This is a genomic window from Chryseobacterium edaphi, assembly GCF_025628985.1.
Lineage (GTDB): Bacteria > Bacteroidota > Bacteroidia > Flavobacteriales > Weeksellaceae > Chryseobacterium > Chryseobacterium edaphi.
Genome location: NZ_JAOTEM010000005.1, coordinates 148,052 through 168,200, shown reverse-complemented (window position 1 = coordinate 168,200; position 20,149 = coordinate 148,052). Strand labels below are relative to the sequence as shown.

General features: G+C 34.5%; 18 protein-coding genes. 9 read left to right on the top strand and 9 right to left on the bottom strand.

Annotated features, from left to right (window positions below):
* Nucleotides 1-3 precede the first annotated feature (3 nt).
* The 4 genes from NZ698_RS17090 to recG all read left to right on the top strand — a co-directional run bounded on the left by NZ698_RS17090 (nt 4) and on the right by recG (nt 4,772).
* Complete coding sequence (locus NZ698_RS17090; RefSeq protein ID WP_263004435.1) at nt 4-1,515, top strand: peptide MFS transporter; 1,512 nt, start codon at nt 4-6, stop codon at nt 1,513-1,515.
* Between the two features lie 29 nt (nt 1,516-1,544).
* Nucleotides 1,545-2,078 carry a thioredoxin family protein gene (locus NZ698_RS17085; RefSeq protein WP_263004433.1) on the top strand — a complete coding sequence of 178 codons (534 nt, stop codon included), beginning with the start codon at nt 1,545-1,547 and terminating at the stop codon, nt 2,076-2,078.
* 67 nt (nt 2,079-2,145) lie between these two features.
* Complete coding sequence (locus NZ698_RS17080) at nt 2,146-2,691, top strand: hypothetical protein (protein ID WP_263004431.1); 546 nt, start codon at nt 2,146-2,148, stop codon at nt 2,689-2,691.
* Nucleotides 2,688-4,772 (top strand): ATP-dependent DNA helicase RecG, encoded by a 2,085-nt coding sequence (gene recG / locus NZ698_RS17075; protein ID WP_263004429.1) that lies wholly within the window; start codon nt 2,688-2,690, stop codon nt 4,770-4,772. Before NZ698_RS17080 ends, recG begins: the two co-directional genes overlap by 4 nt.
* A 123-nt stretch (nt 4,773-4,895) precedes the next feature.
* On the opposite strand, the gene NZ698_RS17070 is transcribed toward recG, so the two are convergent.
* Nucleotides 4,896-5,393, bottom strand: coding sequence for a GNAT family N-acetyltransferase (locus NZ698_RS17070; protein WP_263004427.1), 498 nt, complete (start codon nt 5,391-5,393; stop codon nt 4,896-4,898).
* A gap of 202 nt (nt 5,394-5,595) precedes the next feature.
* Complete coding sequence (dapA, locus tag NZ698_RS17065; RefSeq protein ID WP_263004425.1) at nt 5,596-6,468, bottom strand: 4-hydroxy-tetrahydrodipicolinate synthase; 873 nt, start codon at nt 6,466-6,468, stop codon at nt 5,596-5,598.
* A 171-nt stretch (nt 6,469-6,639) separates the two neighbouring features.
* Here dapA and NZ698_RS17060 point away from each other — a divergent pair, with 171 nt between their 5' ends.
* From NZ698_RS17060 to recO, 4 genes are read left to right on the top strand one after another with little or no spacing between them, the layout of a single operon-like run.
* Nucleotides 6,640-7,395: a 5'-nucleotidase C-terminal domain-containing protein gene (locus NZ698_RS17060; RefSeq protein ID WP_263004423.1), complete on the top strand. Its 756-nt coding sequence runs from the start codon at nt 6,640-6,642 to the stop codon at nt 7,393-7,395.
* The gene (locus NZ698_RS17055; RefSeq protein ID WP_263004421.1) at nt 7,395-8,345 is read left to right on the top strand and encodes a bifunctional metallophosphatase/5'-nucleotidase; all 951 of its coding nucleotides are present in this window, start codon (nt 7,395-7,397) and stop codon (nt 8,343-8,345) included. Before NZ698_RS17060 ends, NZ698_RS17055 begins: the two co-directional genes overlap by 1 nt.
* A 1-nt stretch (nt 8,346) precedes the next feature.
* Nucleotides 8,347-10,608 (top strand): type IX secretion system anionic LPS delivery protein PorZ, encoded by a 2,262-nt coding sequence (porZ, locus tag NZ698_RS17050; protein WP_263004419.1) that lies wholly within the window; start codon nt 8,347-8,349, stop codon nt 10,606-10,608.
* A complete protein-coding gene (recO, locus tag NZ698_RS17045; RefSeq protein WP_263004417.1) occupies nt 10,608-11,294 on the top strand; it encodes a DNA repair protein RecO in 687 nt (228 codons plus the stop codon). Before porZ ends, recO begins: the two co-directional genes overlap by 1 nt.
* A 10-nt stretch (nt 11,295-11,304) precedes the next feature.
* Here the strand turns inward: recO and NZ698_RS17040 are convergent, their stop codons facing one another.
* The 7 genes from NZ698_RS17040 to NZ698_RS17010 form a co-directional block, all read right to left on the bottom strand.
* Nucleotides 11,305-13,956, bottom strand: coding sequence for an MGH1-like glycoside hydrolase domain-containing protein (locus NZ698_RS17040; RefSeq protein ID WP_263004416.1), 2,652 nt, complete (start codon nt 13,954-13,956; stop codon nt 11,305-11,307).
* 160 nt (nt 13,957-14,116) lie between these two features.
* A complete protein-coding gene (locus tag NZ698_RS17035) occupies nt 14,117-14,926 on the bottom strand; it encodes a glucose 1-dehydrogenase (RefSeq protein ID WP_263004415.1) in 810 nt (269 codons plus the stop codon).
* A 71-nt stretch (nt 14,927-14,997) separates the two neighbouring features.
* On the bottom strand, nt 14,998-15,480 hold the full coding sequence (locus tag NZ698_RS17030) for a GNAT family N-acetyltransferase (RefSeq protein WP_263004414.1): 483 nt from the start codon (nt 15,478-15,480) through the stop codon (nt 14,998-15,000).
* Nucleotides 15,481-15,482: 2 nt separating this feature from the next.
* Nucleotides 15,483-16,109 (bottom strand): DUF1684 domain-containing protein, encoded by a 627-nt coding sequence (locus tag NZ698_RS17025; protein ID WP_263004413.1) that lies wholly within the window; start codon nt 16,107-16,109, stop codon nt 15,483-15,485.
* Complete coding sequence (locus tag NZ698_RS17020) at nt 16,109-16,507, bottom strand: hypothetical protein (protein WP_263004412.1); 399 nt, start codon at nt 16,505-16,507, stop codon at nt 16,109-16,111. Before NZ698_RS17020 ends, NZ698_RS17025 begins: the two co-directional genes overlap by 1 nt.
* An 84-nt stretch (nt 16,508-16,591) precedes the next feature.
* Complete coding sequence (gene mqo / locus NZ698_RS17015) at nt 16,592-18,097, bottom strand: malate dehydrogenase (quinone) (protein ID WP_263004410.1); 1,506 nt, start codon at nt 18,095-18,097, stop codon at nt 16,592-16,594.
* Between the two features lie 370 nt (nt 18,098-18,467).
* On the bottom strand, nt 18,468-19,508 hold the full coding sequence (locus NZ698_RS17010; protein ID WP_263004409.1) for an NAD(P)H-dependent glycerol-3-phosphate dehydrogenase: 1,041 nt from the start codon (nt 19,506-19,508) through the stop codon (nt 18,468-18,470).
* A gap of 416 nt (nt 19,509-19,924) precedes the next feature.
* Here NZ698_RS17010 and NZ698_RS17005 point away from each other — a divergent pair, with 416 nt between their 5' ends.
* Entirely contained in the window at nt 19,925-20,149 is a 225-nt protein-coding gene (locus NZ698_RS17005) for a hypothetical protein (protein WP_263004408.1), read from the top strand.

Here is a 20,149-nt window from a genome sequence, read left to right as displayed (position 1 = left end):
ATCATGAGCCTAACATTAGAAGAAATACAAAATTTTAAAGGAAAATATCCAAAACAAATCTGGTCACTCTTTTTCTCCGAAATGTGGGAACGTTTCTGCTTTTATGGAATGCGCGGAATGCTTGTTTTCTTTATGATTTCACAGCTAAATTTCCATGAAAAAGAAGCCAACCTTCAATACGGAGCAACGCAGGCTTTTGTGTACGCTTTTACATTTGTAGGCGGACTTTTTGCCGACAAAATTTTAGGTTTCAGAAAATCTCTTTTTTGGGGTGGGCTTTTAATGATTGTCGGAAGTTTGATTTTGGCAACAGATCCGCATCAATTTTTCTTTTTGGGAATTGCTTTTACCGTTGTAGGAACTGGTTTTTTTAAACCAAACATTTCTTCAATGGTCGGTCAGCTTTACAAACCAAACGATTCAAGAGCAGATGCAGGATTCTCGCTTTTTTATGCCGGAATTAATCTTGGGGCTCTTTTAGGAGGATATTTGTGTATTGCAATTGGTAAAGGTGAACTTTTTGGAAGTATCATTTCAGAAAGTATGCGATGGAATGTAGCTTTTGGTTTGGCTGCAGTTGTTATGGTCATTAGTTTAATAAATTTTGTTTTTACCCAAAGAAGCTTAGGAACAATCGGTCTTCAACCGGGACATCCATTACAGGAAGTCAAATCTGCTCCGATGGCAAAATGGAAAGAATACGGAGTTTATATCTTGTCTCTTATTTTCATTCCAATCATCATGAAAATGGTTTCAGTTCCGGAATACACTGATTACTTTATGTGGACAGTCGGACCTTTAACTTTGATTTATTTGTTTTATGAAATATCTAAAGTGACTTCTGCTGAACGCAAAAAACTTTGGGCAGCCTTGGTTTTCATCTTGTTTTCAATATTATTTTGGGGAATTTATGAACAAAGTGGCGGATCACTAAGTATTTTCGCAGCTAAAAATTTAAATAAAGATTTACTCGGTTTAGATCCAAATGGTGTTAATAATTCCGGAGGTGCATTTTTCATTATTTTCTTAGCTCCACTGATCGGTTTGTTATGGATCTGGTTGAGCAAAAGAAAAAGTGAGCCCAATACGATTATCAAATTCGGACTTGGATTTATATTTTTAGGATTGGGATATTACGTCCTTTTTGCAACTAGATTCTTTGCAGATTTACAAGGAATTACATCATTAAATTTCTTCACAATAGCATTACTGGTCATTACATTAGGTGAGCTGTGTCTATCACCAATCGGATTGTCTATTATGACTAAACTTTCCACTAAAAATCTTCAGGGAATGATGATGGGAATGTGGTTTCTAGCCTCTGCTTACGGGCAATATGTAGCGGGAATCATTGGCGCAGGCTTAGTATCAGCAAAAGAAGGTGCAACAAATTACGATGCGTTGATAACTTATACAGAAGGCTATAAACAGTTGGCTCTATATGCAGTAATTGCAGGAGTGGTACTGATTTTGATATCTCCATTGGTCAAAAAACTTATGCAGGAAGTAAAATAAGCATCTGTAACCTGTACAAATATTAAATCATGAAAAAGATTTCCACCATACTATTCCTTTACTTTATCAGTTTAAATTTTGCTCAGGTAAAATGGATGACCATAGAAGAAGCATTAAACGCACAAAAAGTGCAGCCAAAAAAAATCCTGATCGATTTCTATGCAGACTGGTGCGGACCGTGCAAAATCATGGATAAATCCACATATGGACATCCCGTGATTTCAGAGTTTTTAAATCAGAATTATTATCCGGTAAAATTCAATGCTGAAGAAAAAAAACAAATCGAAATATTCGGAAGAAAATTTGTAAACGAAAATACCACACATAAAAAAGGAAGAAATTCTCTGCACGAATTTACACAGTTTATGAATGTTGGTGCCGTTCCAAGTACGGTATTTTTAGACGAAAATGGAGCTCCGATTACCATTTTACAGGGTGAATTATCGGCAAAAGAACTCGAACCTTACCTTACTTTGATTTCAAATGATCTGTTTAAAAAAATTAAAACCCGACAGGAATGGGAAGATTTTCAGAAAAAATTTAAATCGAATATAAAAGATTAAACATAAAGCTTTCAAATGTGAAAGCTTTTTTTATTTCTAAATTTTCCCGAAATTCGTAGACTCATCTATGAAAGAACTTATTAAGAAATTTTTCACAGTAATCATAATTTCAATTCTCGCGGCTTTGATAGCGGGAATTTATGGTATTCTACATGATCAGATAACTTACATCATTTCTCCAGAATATTATACAAAATTTAAATTTATCCAGTTTAATATTGATCAGAATCAGCTAAGCACAAGAGTAGCCGTTTCTTTAGTTGGTTCCTTGGCAACGTGGTGGTTTGGTTTGTTTTTAGGTTTTATTTTAGGCATTTTAACTTTAAGGCATAAAGATTGGAAAACGATGCTTAAATTTTCTTTAAAATCCATTTACATAGCCTTATTAACAACATTAATAATCGAAATTCTAGGTTTTTTCTACGGATTTTTTTTGTTATCAGACCGTCCAAAATCTTATTTTAATTCATCTTTTATTCCTGAAAACATCATTGATTTTAAAAATTATATTATAGTTGGATGTATCCATAATTTCGGATATATTGGTGGAATTATTGGACTAATTTTAGGAATAATCTACTCTTATAAAAAAATGGGATTTCCTCAAAAATGACTTTAGAAACTTCCATAGAATTCGTCAAAGGAATCGGTCCTGAAAGAGCCAAACTCATCAAAAATGTGTTGGGTATTTATACTGTGGAAGACCTTCTGCACTTCTACCCGATCCGGTATATTGACAAAAATAAACTGTATAAAATCGGAAATCTTCAGGAAAGTAATATTGAAATTCAGTTAAAAGGCAAAATTTCCAACGTTCAGGAAATTCACAACGGAAAAATAAAAAGACTGACTGCCAAATTCAATGATGATACTGGAAGTATGGATCTGGTTTGGTTTCAGTATTCAAAATGGCTGAAAGAACAACTTCCAGTGAATCGTGAAGTTTTTATTTTCGGTAAAATCAATGCTTTTAATAATCAGTTTTCGATGCCGCATCCGGAAATTGAACTGGATGAAAATAAGGAAAAAGACAATCGATTAAGACCCATTTATCCAAGTTCGGAAAAACTGACCAAAAGAGGTTTGAATCAGAAATTTTTTCAGGTTATTCTGCGAAATATCTGCAAAGAAATTCCAAATCTCATCCAGGAAAATCTTCCGGAATACATGATGAAGTCGATGAAATTTTTATCCAGACAACAGACTTACCTGAATATTCATTTTCCTGAAAACTTAGAATATTTTGAGAAGGCTGATTTCAGATTAAAATTTGAAGAATCTTTCTTTTTCCAACTAGGTTTTGGCTTAAAAAAGGCTCATCACAAAACAAAATCGTATGGAAATCCGTTTCCGATTGTCGGTGACTATTTTACAGATTTTTACGAGAACCATCTTCCATTTGAATTGACTAATGCTCAAAAACGGGTTTTAAAAGAAATTCGTCTTGACATGAAAAAGCCCATTCAAATGAACCGGCTTTTGCAGGGTGATGTGGGTTCAGGAAAAACGATGGTTGCACTTTTGACGATGCTTCTTGCACTAGACAACGGTTTTCAAAGTTGTTTGATGGCTCCGACCGAAATTCTCGCCCAACAACATTACAATGGAATTAAAGATTTACTGAAAGATACCCATATCAAAGTCAATATCCTCACAGGTTCAGTAAAAGCTTCTGCCCGTAAAATCATACATGAAGAACTGGAAAACGGTGAACTTTCAATCTTAGTAGGAACTCATGCTGTTTTGGAAGATAAAGTTAAATTTAAAAACCTCGGATTAGCAATTATCGACGAACAACACCGATTTGGAGTGGCACAAAGAGCAAAACTTTGGGCGAAAAATAGAATTCCACCTCATATTTTGGTGATGACCGCAACGCCAATTCCAAGGACTTTGGCAATGAGTTTTTACTCTGATCTTGATGTTTCTGTAATTGACGAAATGCCAGTTGGTAGAAAACCGATTATCACGGCTCACCGTAGAGAAAAAGACAGAACTTTTGTTTATAATTTCTGTCGTGATGAGATTAGAAAAGGTCGGCAAATTTATTTTGTTTATCCGTTAATTGAAGAATCTGAAACATTAGATTATAAAAATTTGATGGAAGGTTTAGAACACGTCATGCAATCTTTTTCAGATTACAACGTCGCAATGCTTCACGGACGAATGAAACCTGACGAAAAAGACATCGCCATGAATTATTTTGCTTTAGGAAAAGCAGAAATCATGGTGGCAACAACGGTAATTGAAGTTGGTGTAAATGTTCCAAATGCATCGGTAATGGTGATTGAAAGCGCTGAAAGATTTGGTTTATCACAACTCCATCAGTTGCGGGGTCGTGTCGGAAGAGGCGCGGAACAGAGTTATTGCATTTTGATGACTTCTGATAAATTATCGACAGAAAGCCGAACAAGAATTAAAACCATGACAGAAACCAATGATGGCTTTAAAATTTCTGAAGTTGATATGCAGTTGCGTGGTCCCGGTGATATTCTGGGAACTCAGCAAAGTGGCGTTGTCGATTTCAAAAGATTGGATTTGGTGAATGACTCTGCAATCATTAAAAATACCAAAAATATGGTTGAAAAGATTCTTGAAGCCGATCCTTTGCTTTCAAGACCAGATCATCAGATTATTAAAAATTATTATCTGCAGTATTATAAAGGAAAAAATAAGTGGAGTAAGATTTCGTAATTTTTTTATAAAATCAACATCATTTTTATCATTGACTTTGTCGAACCTTAAATTTCTGAAGGAATCTAAATCATTTTGTAGAAATGCTTCCAGCATGACAAACTAACTGTTTACAAAAATATTTTACAATTTTTTCTCCATCAAATAATCATCCATTACAAAACCTTTTCCAATATCGAAAACGCCTTCATCATAAATTTGATAACCTTGAGATTCGTAGAAGTTCTTTGCAGAATTGTATTTGTTAACGTTTAAAATAATTCTGTTATCCCCACATTCTTTCACTTTTACATTTAAAAATTCCAAAGTTTTTTTGCCTAAACCTTTTCCTTTGCTTTCAGGAACCAAATAAATCCGATGAAGTTTTGTTGTGCTTTCTTCATAATGATTTTCGTAGCCTAAAAATCCATCAAATATATCTAAATCTTCATCAAAAACAAGATAATAATGATAATTCGGATTTTTTAAATGTTCTGAAATTTCTGCTTCTGAGTACATCGTATCCAACATATATTTCATCTGTTCCCGGGAAAGAATATCGGCATAAGCGTTTTCCCATGACCTTTTTGCTAAATCTTTTATTAAAGAAATGTGTTTTTCTGTTGCTTTGATTATTTTCATAATACTTGATGCTTAACTTTACTGTAAATTTTAAATAATACTAAAAAAGTGAAAAGCATTGAGCCTTTCACTTTTTTAGTACATTTTTATATTTTAATTAATACAAAGTTTGTCATTCCGTAAGAATCTAAATAAGTTTGTAGAGATGCTTCCAGCATGACAAACTGAAGGTTAATCATTATCCCATTAAAATTATTTTCTTCTAAATTTTCGCCATCTCAGCTTTTATCTTCGCATAAAGTCCTTCTGATGCAGGAACCAATGGAAGTCTCAGATAGTTTTTGATCAATCCTTTTTCAGCCAAGACAACCTTAATTCCGCAAGGATTTCCCTCTGCAAAAATCAATCTTGTGATTTCAACCATTTTGTTGTGAATTTCATATGCTTCATCCACTTTTTTATCAAAAGCCAGCTGAACCATTGTAGAAAATTCTTTCGGATAACCTTGTCCGATAACAGAAATCACTCCTGCTCCACCCGCTAAAGTTACAGGAAGTGTAAATTCATCATCTCCAGAAACCAAATTGAAACCTTCAGGTTTTTTTCTCAAAATATCGAAATATTGTAAAATGTTTGGTGAAGCTTCTTTAATCAAGAATAAATTCGGGAATTCATTTGCCAAACGCAAAGTCGTTTCTGCTTCAACATTCTGTCCTGTTCTTGAAGGAACATTGTAAATAATAATATTTTTTCCGGTAGAAGCTAAAGCCTTATAATGCTGATAAAGCCCTTCCTGATTGGGTTTATTATAATATGGAGATACAGATAAAACTGCTTCAAAATCAGATAAATCAGCTTCTTCGATCTGCTGTTTGACTTCAAGAGTATTGTTTCCGCCAATTCCTAAAACTAATGGAAGACGTTTATTATTAACCTTAATGATGTGCTCAACTACCTGTTTCTTCTCGTCTGAAGAAAGTGTAGCAGCTTCCGCTGTAGTTCCCAATACCACAAAATAATTGGTTCCGTTTTCGATGTTGTACTCAACAAGTTTTGTTAAACTTTCGAAATCTACGGATAAATCTTCATTAAAGGGCGTTACCAAAGCAACACCTACTCCTTTTAAAATGCTCATCTGTTAGAAATATTTTTTCCAAATTTAATAAATTAGACCAAGAATTTATCATAATTAATAATGTTTTATTATACATATAATTATATTTGCATATACTAAAAGAAATTATGAAATCACATCGACTATCAGAAAGTGATTTTATATGACCTTTAAAATAAATGATTACAACATATGAAAAATAGATTCTTATTATTAGGAATTGCTTTGATCTCGCTCACTGCCTGCAAAACGACATCGTTACAGGTTGCCAATGTGCAGACTCAAAAGAATATTTCCATTAATAATGAACTGAAAAATGATGAGGAATTTGTAAAAGTGATCAATCCTTACAAAGAAAAATTGGATAAAGAGATGAATCAGAAAATCTCTCACACCAATGTAGATCTTACCAAACAGGGTGATAACAGCAATTTGGGGAATCTTTTAGCAGATTATACATTTGACGGAGCCAATGAATGGGCGAAAATCAATCTTAAAAAAAATGTAGACGCCGCTTTGATCAACATCGGTGGAATAAGAACGACAATTGGAAAAGGAAACATTCTTCTGAAAAACGTTTTTGAAGTAATGCCTTTCGAAAATGAAGTCATTATTGTAAAAATGAAAGGAGCAGATTTGCAGGGACTTTTTGATTATTACGCAAAAAATCAGGTCAACAATCCTGTTTCTCATTTATATATTGAAACAAATAACGGACAGTTATCCAAAACATTAATCAACGGACAACCGGTAAATCCTTCGCAGGATTATTACATTGCAACTTCCGATTATTTGGCTTTGGGTGGTGATAATATGAAGTTTTTCGCTAAAGGAGAATCTATTTCGACAGGAATTAAATTAAGAGATTTGTTTATTGAATATTTTAAAAACAATCAGGAAATCAATCCTAAAGAAGATGTTCGTTTAAATTTTATCGGGAAAAAGTAATGGATAGAAAAGGCTTTTTAAAAACAATAACAGGAGGAACTTTAGCAATGACTTTAGCTCCAAATCTGATGATGGCGGAAGAATTGAATTTAAATTCAATCAAATCTGCCAGCAAATTGACCATTCTCCATACCAACGATCAGCATAGCAGAATTGAACCTTTTGATGAAAGCTACACCAGAAATCCCAATCAGGGCGGTTTTGCGAGAAGAGCAAGTTTGATCCAGAAAATCAGAAGTGCAGAAAACAATCTTTTGTTGCTCGATTCCGGAGATATTTTTCAGGGAACACCGTATTTCAATTTTTTCGGAGGCGAACTGGAATTTAAACTGATGTCGATGATGAAATACGACGCTTCAACAATGGGAAATCACGATTTCGATAATGGATTAGATGGATTTTTAAAGGTTTTGCCTAATGCGAAATTTCCTTTTATCTGTTCGAATTATGATTTTAAAAATACTGTTTTAGACGGAAAAACTTCGCAGTATAAAATTTTCAATAAAAACGGAATCAAAGTCGGAATTTTCGGTGTCGGGATTCAGCTTGACGGATTGGTTGGAAAAAAACAATATGGAGAAACGATTTGGTCAGACCCGATTGATGTTGCTCAACATTATTCCAATTTTCTGAAAAACGAGCAGAAATGTGATTTGGTCATCTGTCTTTCTCACATTGGCTACGACTATAAAGACGAACCCGAAAAAATAAGCGATAAAATTTTAGCTTCAAAAACAGAAAATATTGACTTAATTTTAGGCGGTCATACCCACACATTTTTACCTGCACCTGAAACGTATAAAAACAGACAAGGAAAAAATGTATTGGTCAATCAAGTTGGTTGGGCAGGTTTGCTTTTAGGCAGAATAGATTTCTTTTTTGATTCTAATAAAAATGTACAAAATATCTCCTGGAATAATCAGGCAATTGACAGCAGTATAATAGCATAATATGAAAAAACTTTTAATTTCTCTTGGTATTTTAGCATCCGTACAATTTGTAAGTGCGCAGAATATTTCTTCTAAAAAATGGGCAGATTTATTTTCATACAACAATGTTCTTGCAGTGAAAGAAGATAACGGAAAAGTCGTAGCCGCTACAGAAAACGGAATTTTTTATTATACTGTTTCAACAGGAGAAATTACAAAACTCTCGAAAGCTAATGGGCTTCATGAGGTAAAAATCGCTGCTTTTGATTACAATCCTCAGACAAAAATTGGCTTAGTTGGTTATCAAAACGGAGCTTTAGATGTGATTACTCCGCAGGGAATTACCTATGTTGTTGATATTCCTATTGCAGTGGGATATAATGGAAGCAAGAAAATCAACCACATTTCGATAAGCGGAGACAAGGCTGTAGTTTCCGTAGGTTATGGAGTTTCTATTTTTGATTTGAAAAAGAAGGAATTTGGTGATTCTGCATTTTTCGTTTCCGGTGGAGTTTATCAGGCGAGTAATGAAGCTACGATAAAAGATAATAAAGTTTTTTCTGTAACCAATACCGGATTAAAAACTCACGCATTAAATACAACCTTTCCCGTATTTTCTACGTGGACTACTGAATTGCCAGGTAATTTTACCCAAATTGATTCTGAAACTGTCGTATCATTTGCTTCACCAACGACAACTTATATTTATAACAATGGAACTTCCACTGCTTTATCACAGGTTTTTGGTAACGTAAATGATGTTGTTGTAAATGCTGATAATATCGTAATAACCGATGCTGCAAGAATCTACAGCTACAATACAAACGGAACTTTTGCAGGTTCTGTAACTGTAGGAGAAGCTTGCAACACGGCAACAAAAGTAGGTTCGAAAATTTATCTCGGAACTATTTTATCAGGTTTAAAAAGTGAAGACAATATTGCTTATAAACCTGATGGACCTTATTTTAATTATGCTTACAAAATGAGGATTTTTAATGAAAATCAGCTTTTAGTTTCTACGGGATCAAGAGTCAATAACTTTAATGAAGGATTTAATAACCCAAAAAATCCAGGCTTTTACTATTTCACAGGAACCGAATGGGTCTACCCTTCTTATTTTGTTGGTAGTTCTACAATATTTAATGTTTTAGATGCCGTCGCAGATCCCAATAATCTTTCTGAAGTTTTTTTCACCAACTATAATACTGCTCCGGGATTTGGTGTTTATAAAATGAAATACAATTCAAGCTCAAAGGATTTTGATTTTGTTAAAAGATATGAATTGGATGCTGCGAATCCTTACATGAACAGACCTGTAGGTTTTGCATATGATGATCAGAACAATCTTTTCGCAAGCTTGGCATTTGCAGGTACCGATTCTGCCACTCCGGGATTTGCTTACTATGATCGCGCTAGTGATAATTTTTTGATGAAATACGCACTCGGAATTATCAGTAATGGTATACAACAACCAATATATCATGATAATAAATTCTGGACTCCACTTCCAAGATCTATAGATTTTTTAGTGTATGATACCAAAAAAACGCAGAGTCTCAGTGACGATACCTTCACTGTACTCTCTGAAAGTAACGGTTTACCAAGCGGAAGCTTGGCGGTTGCTTTTGATAAATCGAATGATGCTTGGATAGGAACGTATGGAGGACTTAGAATTCTACCAAATGCAGCTGCGGAGATTAACAACGATCCTCAGTTAGAACCTATTGTGATTGAACAAGGAAATATACCCGAAGAATTATTCAGAGATTCTCAGGTTTTACAGATAGAAGTTGATGCGGGAGATCAAAAATGGGTGTCTATCGATGGTGGTGGAGTTTATTATCTTTCTGCTACAGGCGAGAGAACGATTCAACATTTTACAAAAGAAAATTCACCACTTCCTACAAATACGGTTACAGATATTAAAGTTGATAAAAAAACAGGAAAAGTATATTTTGTTACTTATGATGGAATTGTCACTTACCAAGGTGATGTTGCAGATGTAACCTCGAATTTCGGAAACGTTTTGGTATATCCCAATCCTGTAGTTTATGCGCAGTTTAAAGGTAAAGTAACCATCAAAGGATTGGCAGAGAAAACCAATATCAGAATTACCGATGTTGCAGGAAACATTGTACATTCTGCCGTTGCCAGAACAGGATATTACGAATGGGATCTTAATAATCAGAAAGGAACAAGAGTGGCATCAGGAATTTATTTTGTACTGATGACCAACGAAGATGCAAGCGATAAAGCAACTGCAAAAATAGCTGTTGTCAATTAATGAATTCCCAAAACGGTTTCTTACTTTCGTTTATAAAATATGGTGAAAATGATGCAATTCTGCATTGTTTTACCGAAGAGGAAGGCTTTCAGACTTATTTTCTAAAAGGTATTTACACCAAAAAGAATAAGAAGAAAGCCTTTCTCCTGCCTTTAAACAAATTAAATTTTTCGGTTCGGATTGGTAAAACAGGTAGTATGCAGACTATTTCGAATCTTGAAATACTGAATCTGCATGATGTTTATACCGATATAAAAGCCAATACTGTTGTATTTTTTATTTCAGATTTTCTTAATCAAATTTTGAAAAATGAAAATAAAAATCCGATCTTTTTTTATGTAATTGATGAGTTTATAGATCAACTCAACGATAAAAATTATCAGTCACACCTTATCTTTTTAATTAAAATTTTAAAAATTCAGGGCGTTGCACCACTTTTAGGCGAAGGAAATTTTCTCGATCCTGAAACCGGAACTTTTGCCCCTTTTTCTACTCATTTGCTTTTTGATGAAGAAATTTCTTTGTTCTGGAAAAAGATCATTTCATCTTCAGATCCATACGAAATAAAAATCCATTCATCCAAAAGGAAAAGTTTTATGGACAGTATTCTGGTGTATTATCATTACCATATTTCAGATTTTAAAACTCCGAATTCTTTAGAAATCATTCAACAGATTTTTGAATAAATCTTAAAAATCAGCAATCTTTCGGCATTTCAGTTTCAGCTTTTGCGATTTCTTTTTTTGTAAATCTTGGCTGAAGAATTTTCGCGATCAAACCAGTCCATCCTGTTTGGTGGGAAGATCCTACTCCACGACCGTTGTCGCCGTGAAAATATTCATAAAACAAAATGTAATCTTTAAAATCAGGATCTGTCTGAAATCTTGGATATTGTCCGTTAAAAGGTCGGTTTCCATTTTCATCTTTCAAAAATAATTGAGACAGTCTTTTACCTAAAGCATCTGCAATTTGATCTAAGTTTGAATAATTTCCGCTTCCTGTAGGATATTCAACCATAAAATCGGGACTGTAATAAAAGAAAAAACGCTGCAGGCTTTCAATAATTAAAAAATTAACAGGAAACCAAACTGGACCTCTCCAATTGCTGTTTCCTCCGAAAAGTGCGCTGTCACTTTCTGCAGGAGTATATTTTACCGAGTAATCGGTTCCGTTTAAATTTAATTCGTAAGGATTATCTTCATATTCTTTTGATAAGGCACGAACACCATAGTCACTCAAAAATTCATCTGGATTAAGCATTCTGCTCAACAATCTTTTTAAACGGTGTCCACGCAGAAGAGAAAGCAAATGTTTTGAATCTTCACCTTTTACTTCCCAATGCGAAACCAAGGCGGCAAGTTCAGGTTTATTTTCTAAAATCCATTTCATTCTGCTTTTAAAATTGGGAAGTTTTTCTATCATTTCATCGTCAATCACCTCAACAGCAAACATCGGAATCAATCCTACGATCGTTCTCAGTTTTAAAAATTTATTTTCACCATCGCCCGAAGAAATTGCATCATAGAAAAACTCATCTTCCTCGTCCCAAAGGCTGAAATGTTCTTCCCCCATATTATCCAAAGCATTAGCAATGTAAAGAAAATGTTCAAAAAATTTAGTGGCCATCTCTTCATAAACTCTGTTATATTGAGCGAGTTCTAAAGCAATCCTCATCATATTAAGCGCAAACATTGCCATCCAGCTCGTTCCGTCTGACTGTTCGAGATGTTCGCCATTCGGAAGTTTGGTATTTCGGTCGAAAACCCCGATGTTGTCAAGTCCCAGAAATCCGCCTTCAAAAATATTGTTTCCGTTATTGTCTTTTTTGTTGACCCACCATGTGAAATTCATCAAAAGCTTTTGAAAAGCACTTTCAAGAAATTCCAGATCAGTTTTACCTTTGAGATATTCATCGATTTTAAATACTCTGAAAACAGCCCATGCATGAACCGGCGGATTCACATCACTTAAGTTCCATTCATACGCCGGAAGCTGTCCGTTGGGATGCATATACCATTCAAAAAGGAAAAGTTTAAGCTGATATTTAGCAAAATCAGGATCGATGAGCGAAAAACTAATCGTATGAAAGGCTAAATCCCACGTTGCATACCAAGGATATTCCCACTTGTCGGGCATAGAAATAATGTGCTCGTTGTTGAGTTGCTTCCAGTCAAAATTTCGGATGTTTTCTCTGGATTTTGGAGGTTTCGGTTGAGCAGGATCTCCTTTTAACCATTTATCGACATTATAATGATAATACATTTTATTCCAAAGCATTCCTGCAAAAGCCTGCCTCTGAACCAATTTTTCATCATCCGTTTCAATTCCGTCCTGAACATCTGCATAAAATTCATCTGCTTCTATTTTTCTTGAATCAAATATTTCATCAAAATTTCCAAATGGATTAATTAAATCTTTGTCAGAAAGCCTGAATTCAAAAGTTTTTATTTCTTTGGCATTAAAATTTTCATCAATTAAAAAAGACGCTTTTGTCCCAATATCTTGAGGATTGACCGATGATGCATTTCCATTGATGATAAAATCGTTAATACCGTCTTTACAGTATTTTGCTTGATTTGGAGATTGATGAAGCCTTTCATTATTGGTTTCATTTTCGCAGAATAAAGCGTTTAAAGAATTTTTCGCATATAGATTTTTAATTTCTACATCTTTATAGCTGACTTTTATATTTGTCGATTCTTCCGAACTCAAATGCGGTTTGTAATTATCATAACCCCAATTCCATGTATTTCTAAACCAGATTGTCGGTAGTATGATCAATGAAGCCTGATTTTCAGATTTGTTGATAATCGTCAATTTTACTAAAATATCATTCTGACTTTCCTTTGCATATTCAATGAAAATATCGAAGTATTCATTCTGATCAAAAATTCCGGTGTCGATCAGCTCATACTCCGGTTCTTCTTTGCTTCTTTCTGAGTTGGTTTTTACTAAATCATCGTATGGAAAAGCATTTTGAGGATATTTGTACAACATCTTCATGTAAGAATGGGTCGGAGTAGAATCGAGGTAATAAAAATATTCTTTAACATCTTCGCCGTGGTTTCCCTGTCCGTTTGACAGACCAAAGAAACGTTCTTTCACCATTTTATCTTTTTTATTCCAAAAACCGACTGAGAAAACCAGTTTCTGTAGATCATCACAAATTCCACATATTGCTTCCTCTCCCCATCTGTACGTTTTTGCTTCAGCCGTATCATGATTGGTGTAGTTCCAGGCATCTCCGTCTGCACTGTAATCTTCACGCACCAATCCCCACTCGCGGTTGCTTACGTAAGGTCCCCATTTTTTCCAGGAAACATCTGAAATCCTTTCCTTTTCCTTCATAATTTATTGATGATTATAGTGAATAGTCAATTTTGCTTTGCAAGTCAACGGTTAATTTTCAAAATTAAATAAATAATAAGATCGATTTTGCTTTGAGATAAATTGCTTTGAATAAAAAATTGACAAACAAAGTAAATTCACTTCTGACAATTGACTTTTCTTATCCTCCCGAAGAGAAACTTTCCAGACTGGTCATTCCGCCGTCAACGAAAATACTCGCTCCGGAAATATAATCCGCAAGATCACTTGCTAAAAAAGCTGCCAAATTTCCGATATCTTTTGGCTGTCCGATTCTGTTATAAGGAATGAGATCGAGCAAAGAGTTTAATGCATCTTTTGTTTCCCAGGCTTCTTTATTGATCGGAGTTTGAATAGCTCCTGGTCCTATAGAATTCACCCGGATTTTATCTGCGCCAAACTCCTGCGCCAAAGTCTGCATCAGCATTTTGATAGCTCCTTTACTTGCTGCATAATTGGCATGACCCGCCCAAGGAATAATTTCGTGAACCGAACTGATATGAATGATTTTCCCGCAAGCGACAGAACGTGAAGTATCGATTCCGCGTCTTAGAAATTCTTTGATGGCTTCTCTTGAGCAGAGAAATTGTCCGGTAAGATTGACTCCCATTACTGTATTCCAGTCATCTAAAGTCATTTCCGTAAACTTTGCATCTTTTTGAATTCCGGCATTGTTGACCAGAATATCGACTGTTCCAAATTTTGCAATGACATCTTGGAACATTTTGACAACCTCATCTTCCTTGGAAACATCACATTGATAAGTGATTCCGCTTCCTCCTGCTTCGGTGATTTCCTTTAAGACTTCCTGTGCGCTTTCGTGAGATTTTTCTGAAGAATGATTGATGATGACTGTTGCTCCAGCTTCGGCAATCGATTTGGCAATTCCTGTTCCAATTCCGCTTGATGCACCGGTGATAATGGCGACCTGATTTTTTAATGATACTTCCATAGTGTATGTTTCAATAGTATTAAAATCAAACTGAAAGTATTAAGCCAAACTGGAAATTTGATTTAATTATTCTAAAGTTTTTTAGACATCAAAAATTGTGATCCGCTTCTGCCTTCTCTCATTTTACCGTCATACACATATCCTGTCGCAATATAAAGCTGGAAAGCAGATATATTCTTTTCGTTTACAGCTAAAACAATTTCGTTACAATCTGAGAAATGCTCTTTTATATAATAATCAACTTCAATCATTGCTGATTTTCCGACACCTTTTCCCTGAAAATTTGGGTTTACTGATAATGAACGAATTAAAACTGAATCCTGATTTTCTGTGAGATCAAATTTATCTTCACCAAAATCTAACACAAAAAATCCGACTATTTTCTCGTCGTGAAAAATCGTAATTGGATAGGCGAAAAAATCTCCACTTAGATTTCTTTCCTCAATTTTCTCTAACGATTGCTTTGCTGTAGCTGTAAACTGTGACTGAATTTCATCTAAAACATAATCAAGTTCTGATAAATTTTCAGGCTGATAAAATTTTAACTCGGTCATATTTAATGATGATAAATATCTTCGTACATTACTCCTGCTCGTATTTCTACAGGCAGTTTGTTTTCTTCAGGAACAATCGGACAATTGTAATCGTAAGCATTGTAGGCGCAGAAAGGTTGATACGATTGGTTAAAATCCAAAACAATGGTGTTTCCTGTTGGAATTTTCAGATCCATATATTTTCCACCGCCGTAAGTTTCTTTTTTGTTGGTTTCATCTCGAAAAGGAAGAAATAGATAGTCTTTATATTCTTCTTTTTTCATTAAATCTAAACTTTGGTAAATCGTTAAAGTATACGGTTTTCCATCTAAAGTAAAAGTTGCTTTCCCAAATTCCTGATGTGATTTTGTTTTTCCTGAAGATGTCGGCAAATCAAAAGGTTGTGGATTTTCAGTTTTAATAAAATTGGCAGTAACTCTGTATTTTAAATCAATAGGAAAGAACGGATGTTGTTTGAATTTGGTAAAATTATCTTCTCTCAAAGGTGTTTCTTTGGGATCTAAATATTCTCTATTTAAATCTGACTGAAACTTTTTGATTTCCTGAATTTCTCTAGACTGTTGTTTATTTTTCTGAGAAAACATGAAAACCGGAAACAGTAATAGTAAAAATAATAGGTGCTTTTTCATTAATCTTCTGAGATTTTAATTCTGTAAATATCTGATCCGTTTCTTTTAATTGATTTCACAAAAAATCCTCCTTCTTCAGGAATGATTTCTTTAAAATCAAAGCTTGTACAATCTTTTGGAAGACCTGAAAAGATTAAAGTAAACCAAAAATCTCTCATAAAAGGAACCGCCGTCCAATTTGGATAAATGGTAATATTTTCCGCATGAATCAATTTACTTTTGTGGCTTGAAGTGTTGTCTAAAAGGTAAGTCGTATTCCAGATTCTGATGAGATTTCCCAAAAACGGCGATGCCGGAAAACAGCAATGCACGATCACCTGTTTCTCTTCTTCAATTTTCGTCTGAAGAGATTCCAGCAATTCTTTTGCGATAATGGGTTTTACGATTACTTCTTCCATGATTGATGGGTAATGAGTAATAGGTAATCGGTAATTTTTCAGCGCTGTCTAATTACTTATTGCCCATTACTCATTACTTATATTTTAATGTTTGAGTTCTAATTTTTCTTTGCTGTATGCTCTTACTTTTTCGGTAAGTTCACGATTGTCAGCTAATTTCTGACCGTAAGATGGAATCATTTCCAATAATTTTTCTCTCCATTCCCCATTTATTTTTTCCGGGAAACATTTTTCAAGAACATTGACCATTGCAAAAACTGCTGTGGAAGCTCCCGGAGAAGCGCCTAACAAAGATGCAATTGTCCCTTGTTTATTAACCACGACTTCTGTTCCGAACTCAAGTTTCCCGCCTTGTTTTCCGTCTCTTTTGATAACCTGAACTCTCTGTCCGGCAACTTTCAATTCCCAATCTTCTTCTTTGGCATCTTTTACAAACTCCCTTAAATGCTGAATTCTCTGAGCTTTCGTCATCGCAACCTGCTGCACCAGATATTTTGTGAGAGGAATATTATGCCACCAAGCTCCAAACAATGATCTTATATTTTTTGTATTGACACTTGCAGGTAAATCAAGATAATTTCCTTCTTTCAAAAATTTAGTTGAAAATCCTGCAAACGGTCCAAACAACAAGGCTTTTTTACCGTCAATAATTCTTAAATCCAAATGTGGAACCGACATTGGCGGCGCATCGACTGTTGCCTGAGTATACACTTTCGCCTGATGTTTTTCTACCAACTCAGGATTGTGTGTCACCAACCATTCTCCCGAAACCGGAAAACCTCCGTAACCTTCACTTTCTTTAATGTCTGAACTTTCCAGTAGCGGCAATGCGTAACCTCCCGCTCCGATAAAAACAAAATCTGCAACAACTTCCTGTTTGTGACTGTGAATTCTGTCTTTCACCTTCATTTCCCACTTTCCGTCGTTTCTCGGATCGATATCTTTCACTTCATGATAAAGAAAAACCTCAACATTTGAATCTTCCAACAAATGTCTTCCCATTTTCCGGGTTAAACTTCCAAAATTGACGTCGGTACCCAAATCCATTTTTGTGGCAGCGAGAACTTCGGCTTCGTTTCTTTTGCTCATTACCAAAGGAATCCATTCTCTCAGTTGGTCATGATCGGTAGAAAACTCCATATCAGAGAATAAAGGAGAATCTTTCATTGCGTCATGACGTTTTTTGAGATATTCAGAGTCTTTTTCACCAAATACCAAACTCATGTGTGCGCAAGAATTAATAAAATCTGAAGGATTCGAAATATATTTTTTATCGATCAGATATGACCAGAATTGTTTTGAAATTTCAAACTGTTCAGCGATTTTTTCTGCTTTCGAAATATCGACGGTTCCGTCTTCGTTTTCGGGAGTATAATTCAGCTCACAAAATGCTGAATGTCCTGTTCCTGCATTATTCCAGGCAGCCGTACTTTCTTTGGCAAACCTTCCGAGTCTTTCGAAGATAGCTATATTTAAATTTGGATCAAATTCGTGAAGCAATGTTGCTAAAGTGGCACTCATAATTCCGCCTCCGATTAAAACAACATCATATTTTGGTTTTGGTGTTCTGCTTAAAATTGTATTCGGCATTCCATTAAATTTACTACGAATTTCGGGAAAAGTTTTTTATTAAATGGGTGTTTAATGATTTTTAACACGGTAAATTTTGTTTTGAATTTTTGAAATTATCTCTCTCGCAGATTGAACGGATTTTGCAGATTTTACATATAAATTGACTTTTAAAAAATAAACGAAATGATATCTGTTTTCTATCGCAAAGGCAAACAAAGCTTTTTTTTAATCGGATTGCGTATATTTTCAAGATACACAAAGCCGCTACGCTTATCAAAGTAAAACGATGAATTAAATTCAAATTTATTGACCATAAAAACATTTAGACATAAAAAAACACCAGCAAATAATTTACTGATGTCTTTCTATATCTTAATTTTCTACAAACTTAATTCAATTTTGCAGTCAGTTTTTTGAACTGTTTCTCTGCGTTTTTACCTTCATATAAAATCGCATAAATCGTGTCAATGATGGGTAATTCAAGATTTTTCTGTTTTGCCGTTTTGTAAATAGAATCAGCTGCGTAATATCCTTCTGCAACCATATTCATCGACTGAATGGCAGATTTTACAGTATACCCTTTTCCGATGAGGTTTCCTAAGTTTCTATTTCTTGAGAATAATGAATATGCAGTAACCAATAAATCTCCCAAATACGCGCTCTCGTTGACATCTCTAGGAGCTTCATAAATCGCTTCAAGAAATGTTTCCATTTCACGAATGGCGTTAGATACAAAAACAGCTGTAAAGTTGTCTCCGTAACCTAAACCACTTGCAATTCCTGCTCCGATGGCGAAAATATTTTTTAGAATTGCACTGTATTCATTCCCCAAAATATCTTTGCTCGAATTTACTTTAATAAAATCTGAGTTGAAAATCTCAACCAATTTATCTGAAGTGTCATCTTCTACAGTCGCAACCGTAAGATAAGAAAGTCTTTCCATTGCAACCTCTTCTGCGTGACAAGGTCCTGCAATCACTGCTTGGTTTCTGAAACCGATTTGAAATTCTTCTTTCAGATAATGTGCCACAACATCATTTACTTTAGGAATAATCCCTTTGATCGCGGAAACAAAAATTTTGTCTTTGTATTCACAAGTCATTTTATCCATTGTATCTGACAAATAAATCGATGGAGTCGCCAAAACCACGACATCACAAGCTGAAACAAGTTCGTTAATATCTGTTGTAAGCTTTAAGTTTTTAAGATTAAAATTAACTGCGGTAAGATAAGTCGGGTTGTGACCGCGAAGTTCAATAGCACCTTTCACGAATTCACTTCTCACGCACCAATGCACGGTTTTACAGTTCTCAACAAGCATTTTCACGATTGCTGTTGCGAAACTTCCGCTTCCTACAACACCTACGCAAGTGTCGTTTTTAGCCTTTTTTGAGTTTGAAGATTCTGAAATTGTTTTCTTTTTCGCCATAATTGAAATGTGAATTGCAAATATATTAAAACAAAGAAATAAGAGACTGTATAAATCTAAGAATCCTTATTTTCTTAAAAATTTAACACTTAAATAAGTTTCATCGCTGAATAGAGATAATTTCACCTAAAAAAAACAAAGAATGTAAAATATTTACAATTTCTCATTGTTTGTTGAAAAATAAACTTTATTTTCGACCTCCTAAAAACACAAATGGCTTCCTTTAATTTATCAGAACTGCCATTTATCAACAATAACATTACAAGACTTATATATTAAGTCTTTATAAAGATATATTGCGCAATATGAAGACAGGAAGAAAACCGGAAACCTGCCTCCGAAAGGAAAGTTTAAAGCTTCTCAGTTGAAGACTTAGATAAAATAAGTAGGTGAAAAAAAATTAAACTATTTTAAAAATGAAAAAGCTAATAATTATGTCAGCTTTTGCACTTATGGCAAGTGCATCTTTTACAAACACTCAAGCTCAAGTAAAACCAGGTAATGGTGCTGGGCAACTTTTCTTGATGAGTGACGGCTGTTACTATGTAGTAAAGCATCACAGTATGTTATGGGGATTAATTGAGTGGGATAGTGAACCAGAGCAAGTTTGGTGCGGTCCAGGATTTGGACTTGGTTGGTAA

Excerpts from the sequence above, each read along its gene's own strand:
- NZ698_RS17090 (WP_263004435.1), top strand. The coding sequence starts at position 4 with ATGAGCCTAACATTAGAAGAAATACAAAATTTTAAAGGAAAATATCCA.
- NZ698_RS17085 (WP_263004433.1), top strand. The coding sequence starts at position 1,545 with ATGAAAAAGATTTCCACCATACTATTCCTTTACTTTATCAGTTTAAAT.
- NZ698_RS17080 (WP_263004431.1), top strand. The coding sequence starts at position 2,146 with ATGAAAGAACTTATTAAGAAATTTTTCACAGTAATCATAATTTCAATT.
- recG (WP_263004429.1), top strand. The coding sequence starts at position 2,688 with ATGACTTTAGAAACTTCCATAGAATTCGTCAAAGGAATCGGTCCTGAA.
- NZ698_RS17070 (WP_263004427.1), bottom strand. The coding sequence starts at position 5,393 with ATGAAAATAATCAAAGCAACAGAAAAACACATTTCTTTAATAAAAGAT.
- dapA (WP_263004425.1), bottom strand. The coding sequence starts at position 6,468 with ATGAGCATTTTAAAAGGAGTAGGTGTTGCTTTGGTAACGCCCTTTAAT.
- NZ698_RS17060 (WP_263004423.1), top strand. The coding sequence starts at position 6,640 with ATGAAAAATAGATTCTTATTATTAGGAATTGCTTTGATCTCGCTCACT.
- NZ698_RS17055 (WP_263004421.1), top strand. The coding sequence starts at position 7,395 with ATGGATAGAAAAGGCTTTTTAAAAACAATAACAGGAGGAACTTTAGCA.
- porZ (WP_263004419.1), top strand. The coding sequence starts at position 8,347 with ATGAAAAAACTTTTAATTTCTCTTGGTATTTTAGCATCCGTACAATTT.
- recO (WP_263004417.1), top strand. The coding sequence starts at position 10,608 with ATGAATTCCCAAAACGGTTTCTTACTTTCGTTTATAAAATATGGTGAA.
- NZ698_RS17040 (WP_263004416.1), bottom strand. The coding sequence starts at position 13,956 with ATGAAGGAAAAGGAAAGGATTTCAGATGTTTCCTGGAAAAAATGGGGA.
- NZ698_RS17035 (WP_263004415.1), bottom strand. The coding sequence starts at position 14,926 with ATGGAAGTATCATTAAAAAATCAGGTCGCCATTATCACCGGTGCATCA.
- NZ698_RS17030 (WP_263004414.1), bottom strand. The coding sequence starts at position 15,480 with ATGACCGAGTTAAAATTTTATCAGCCTGAAAATTTATCAGAACTTGAT.
- NZ698_RS17025 (WP_263004413.1), bottom strand. The coding sequence starts at position 16,109 with ATGAAAAAGCACCTATTATTTTTACTATTACTGTTTCCGGTTTTCATG.
- NZ698_RS17020 (WP_263004412.1), bottom strand. The coding sequence starts at position 16,507 with ATGGAAGAAGTAATCGTAAAACCCATTATCGCAAAAGAATTGCTGGAA.
- mqo (WP_263004410.1), bottom strand. The coding sequence starts at position 18,097 with ATGCCGAATACAATTTTAAGCAGAACACCAAAACCAAAATATGATGTT.
- NZ698_RS17010 (WP_263004409.1), bottom strand. The coding sequence starts at position 19,508 with ATGGCGAAAAAGAAAACAATTTCAGAATCTTCAAACTCAAAAAAGGCT.
- NZ698_RS17005 (WP_263004408.1), top strand. The coding sequence starts at position 19,925 with ATGAAAAAGCTAATAATTATGTCAGCTTTTGCACTTATGGCAAGTGCA.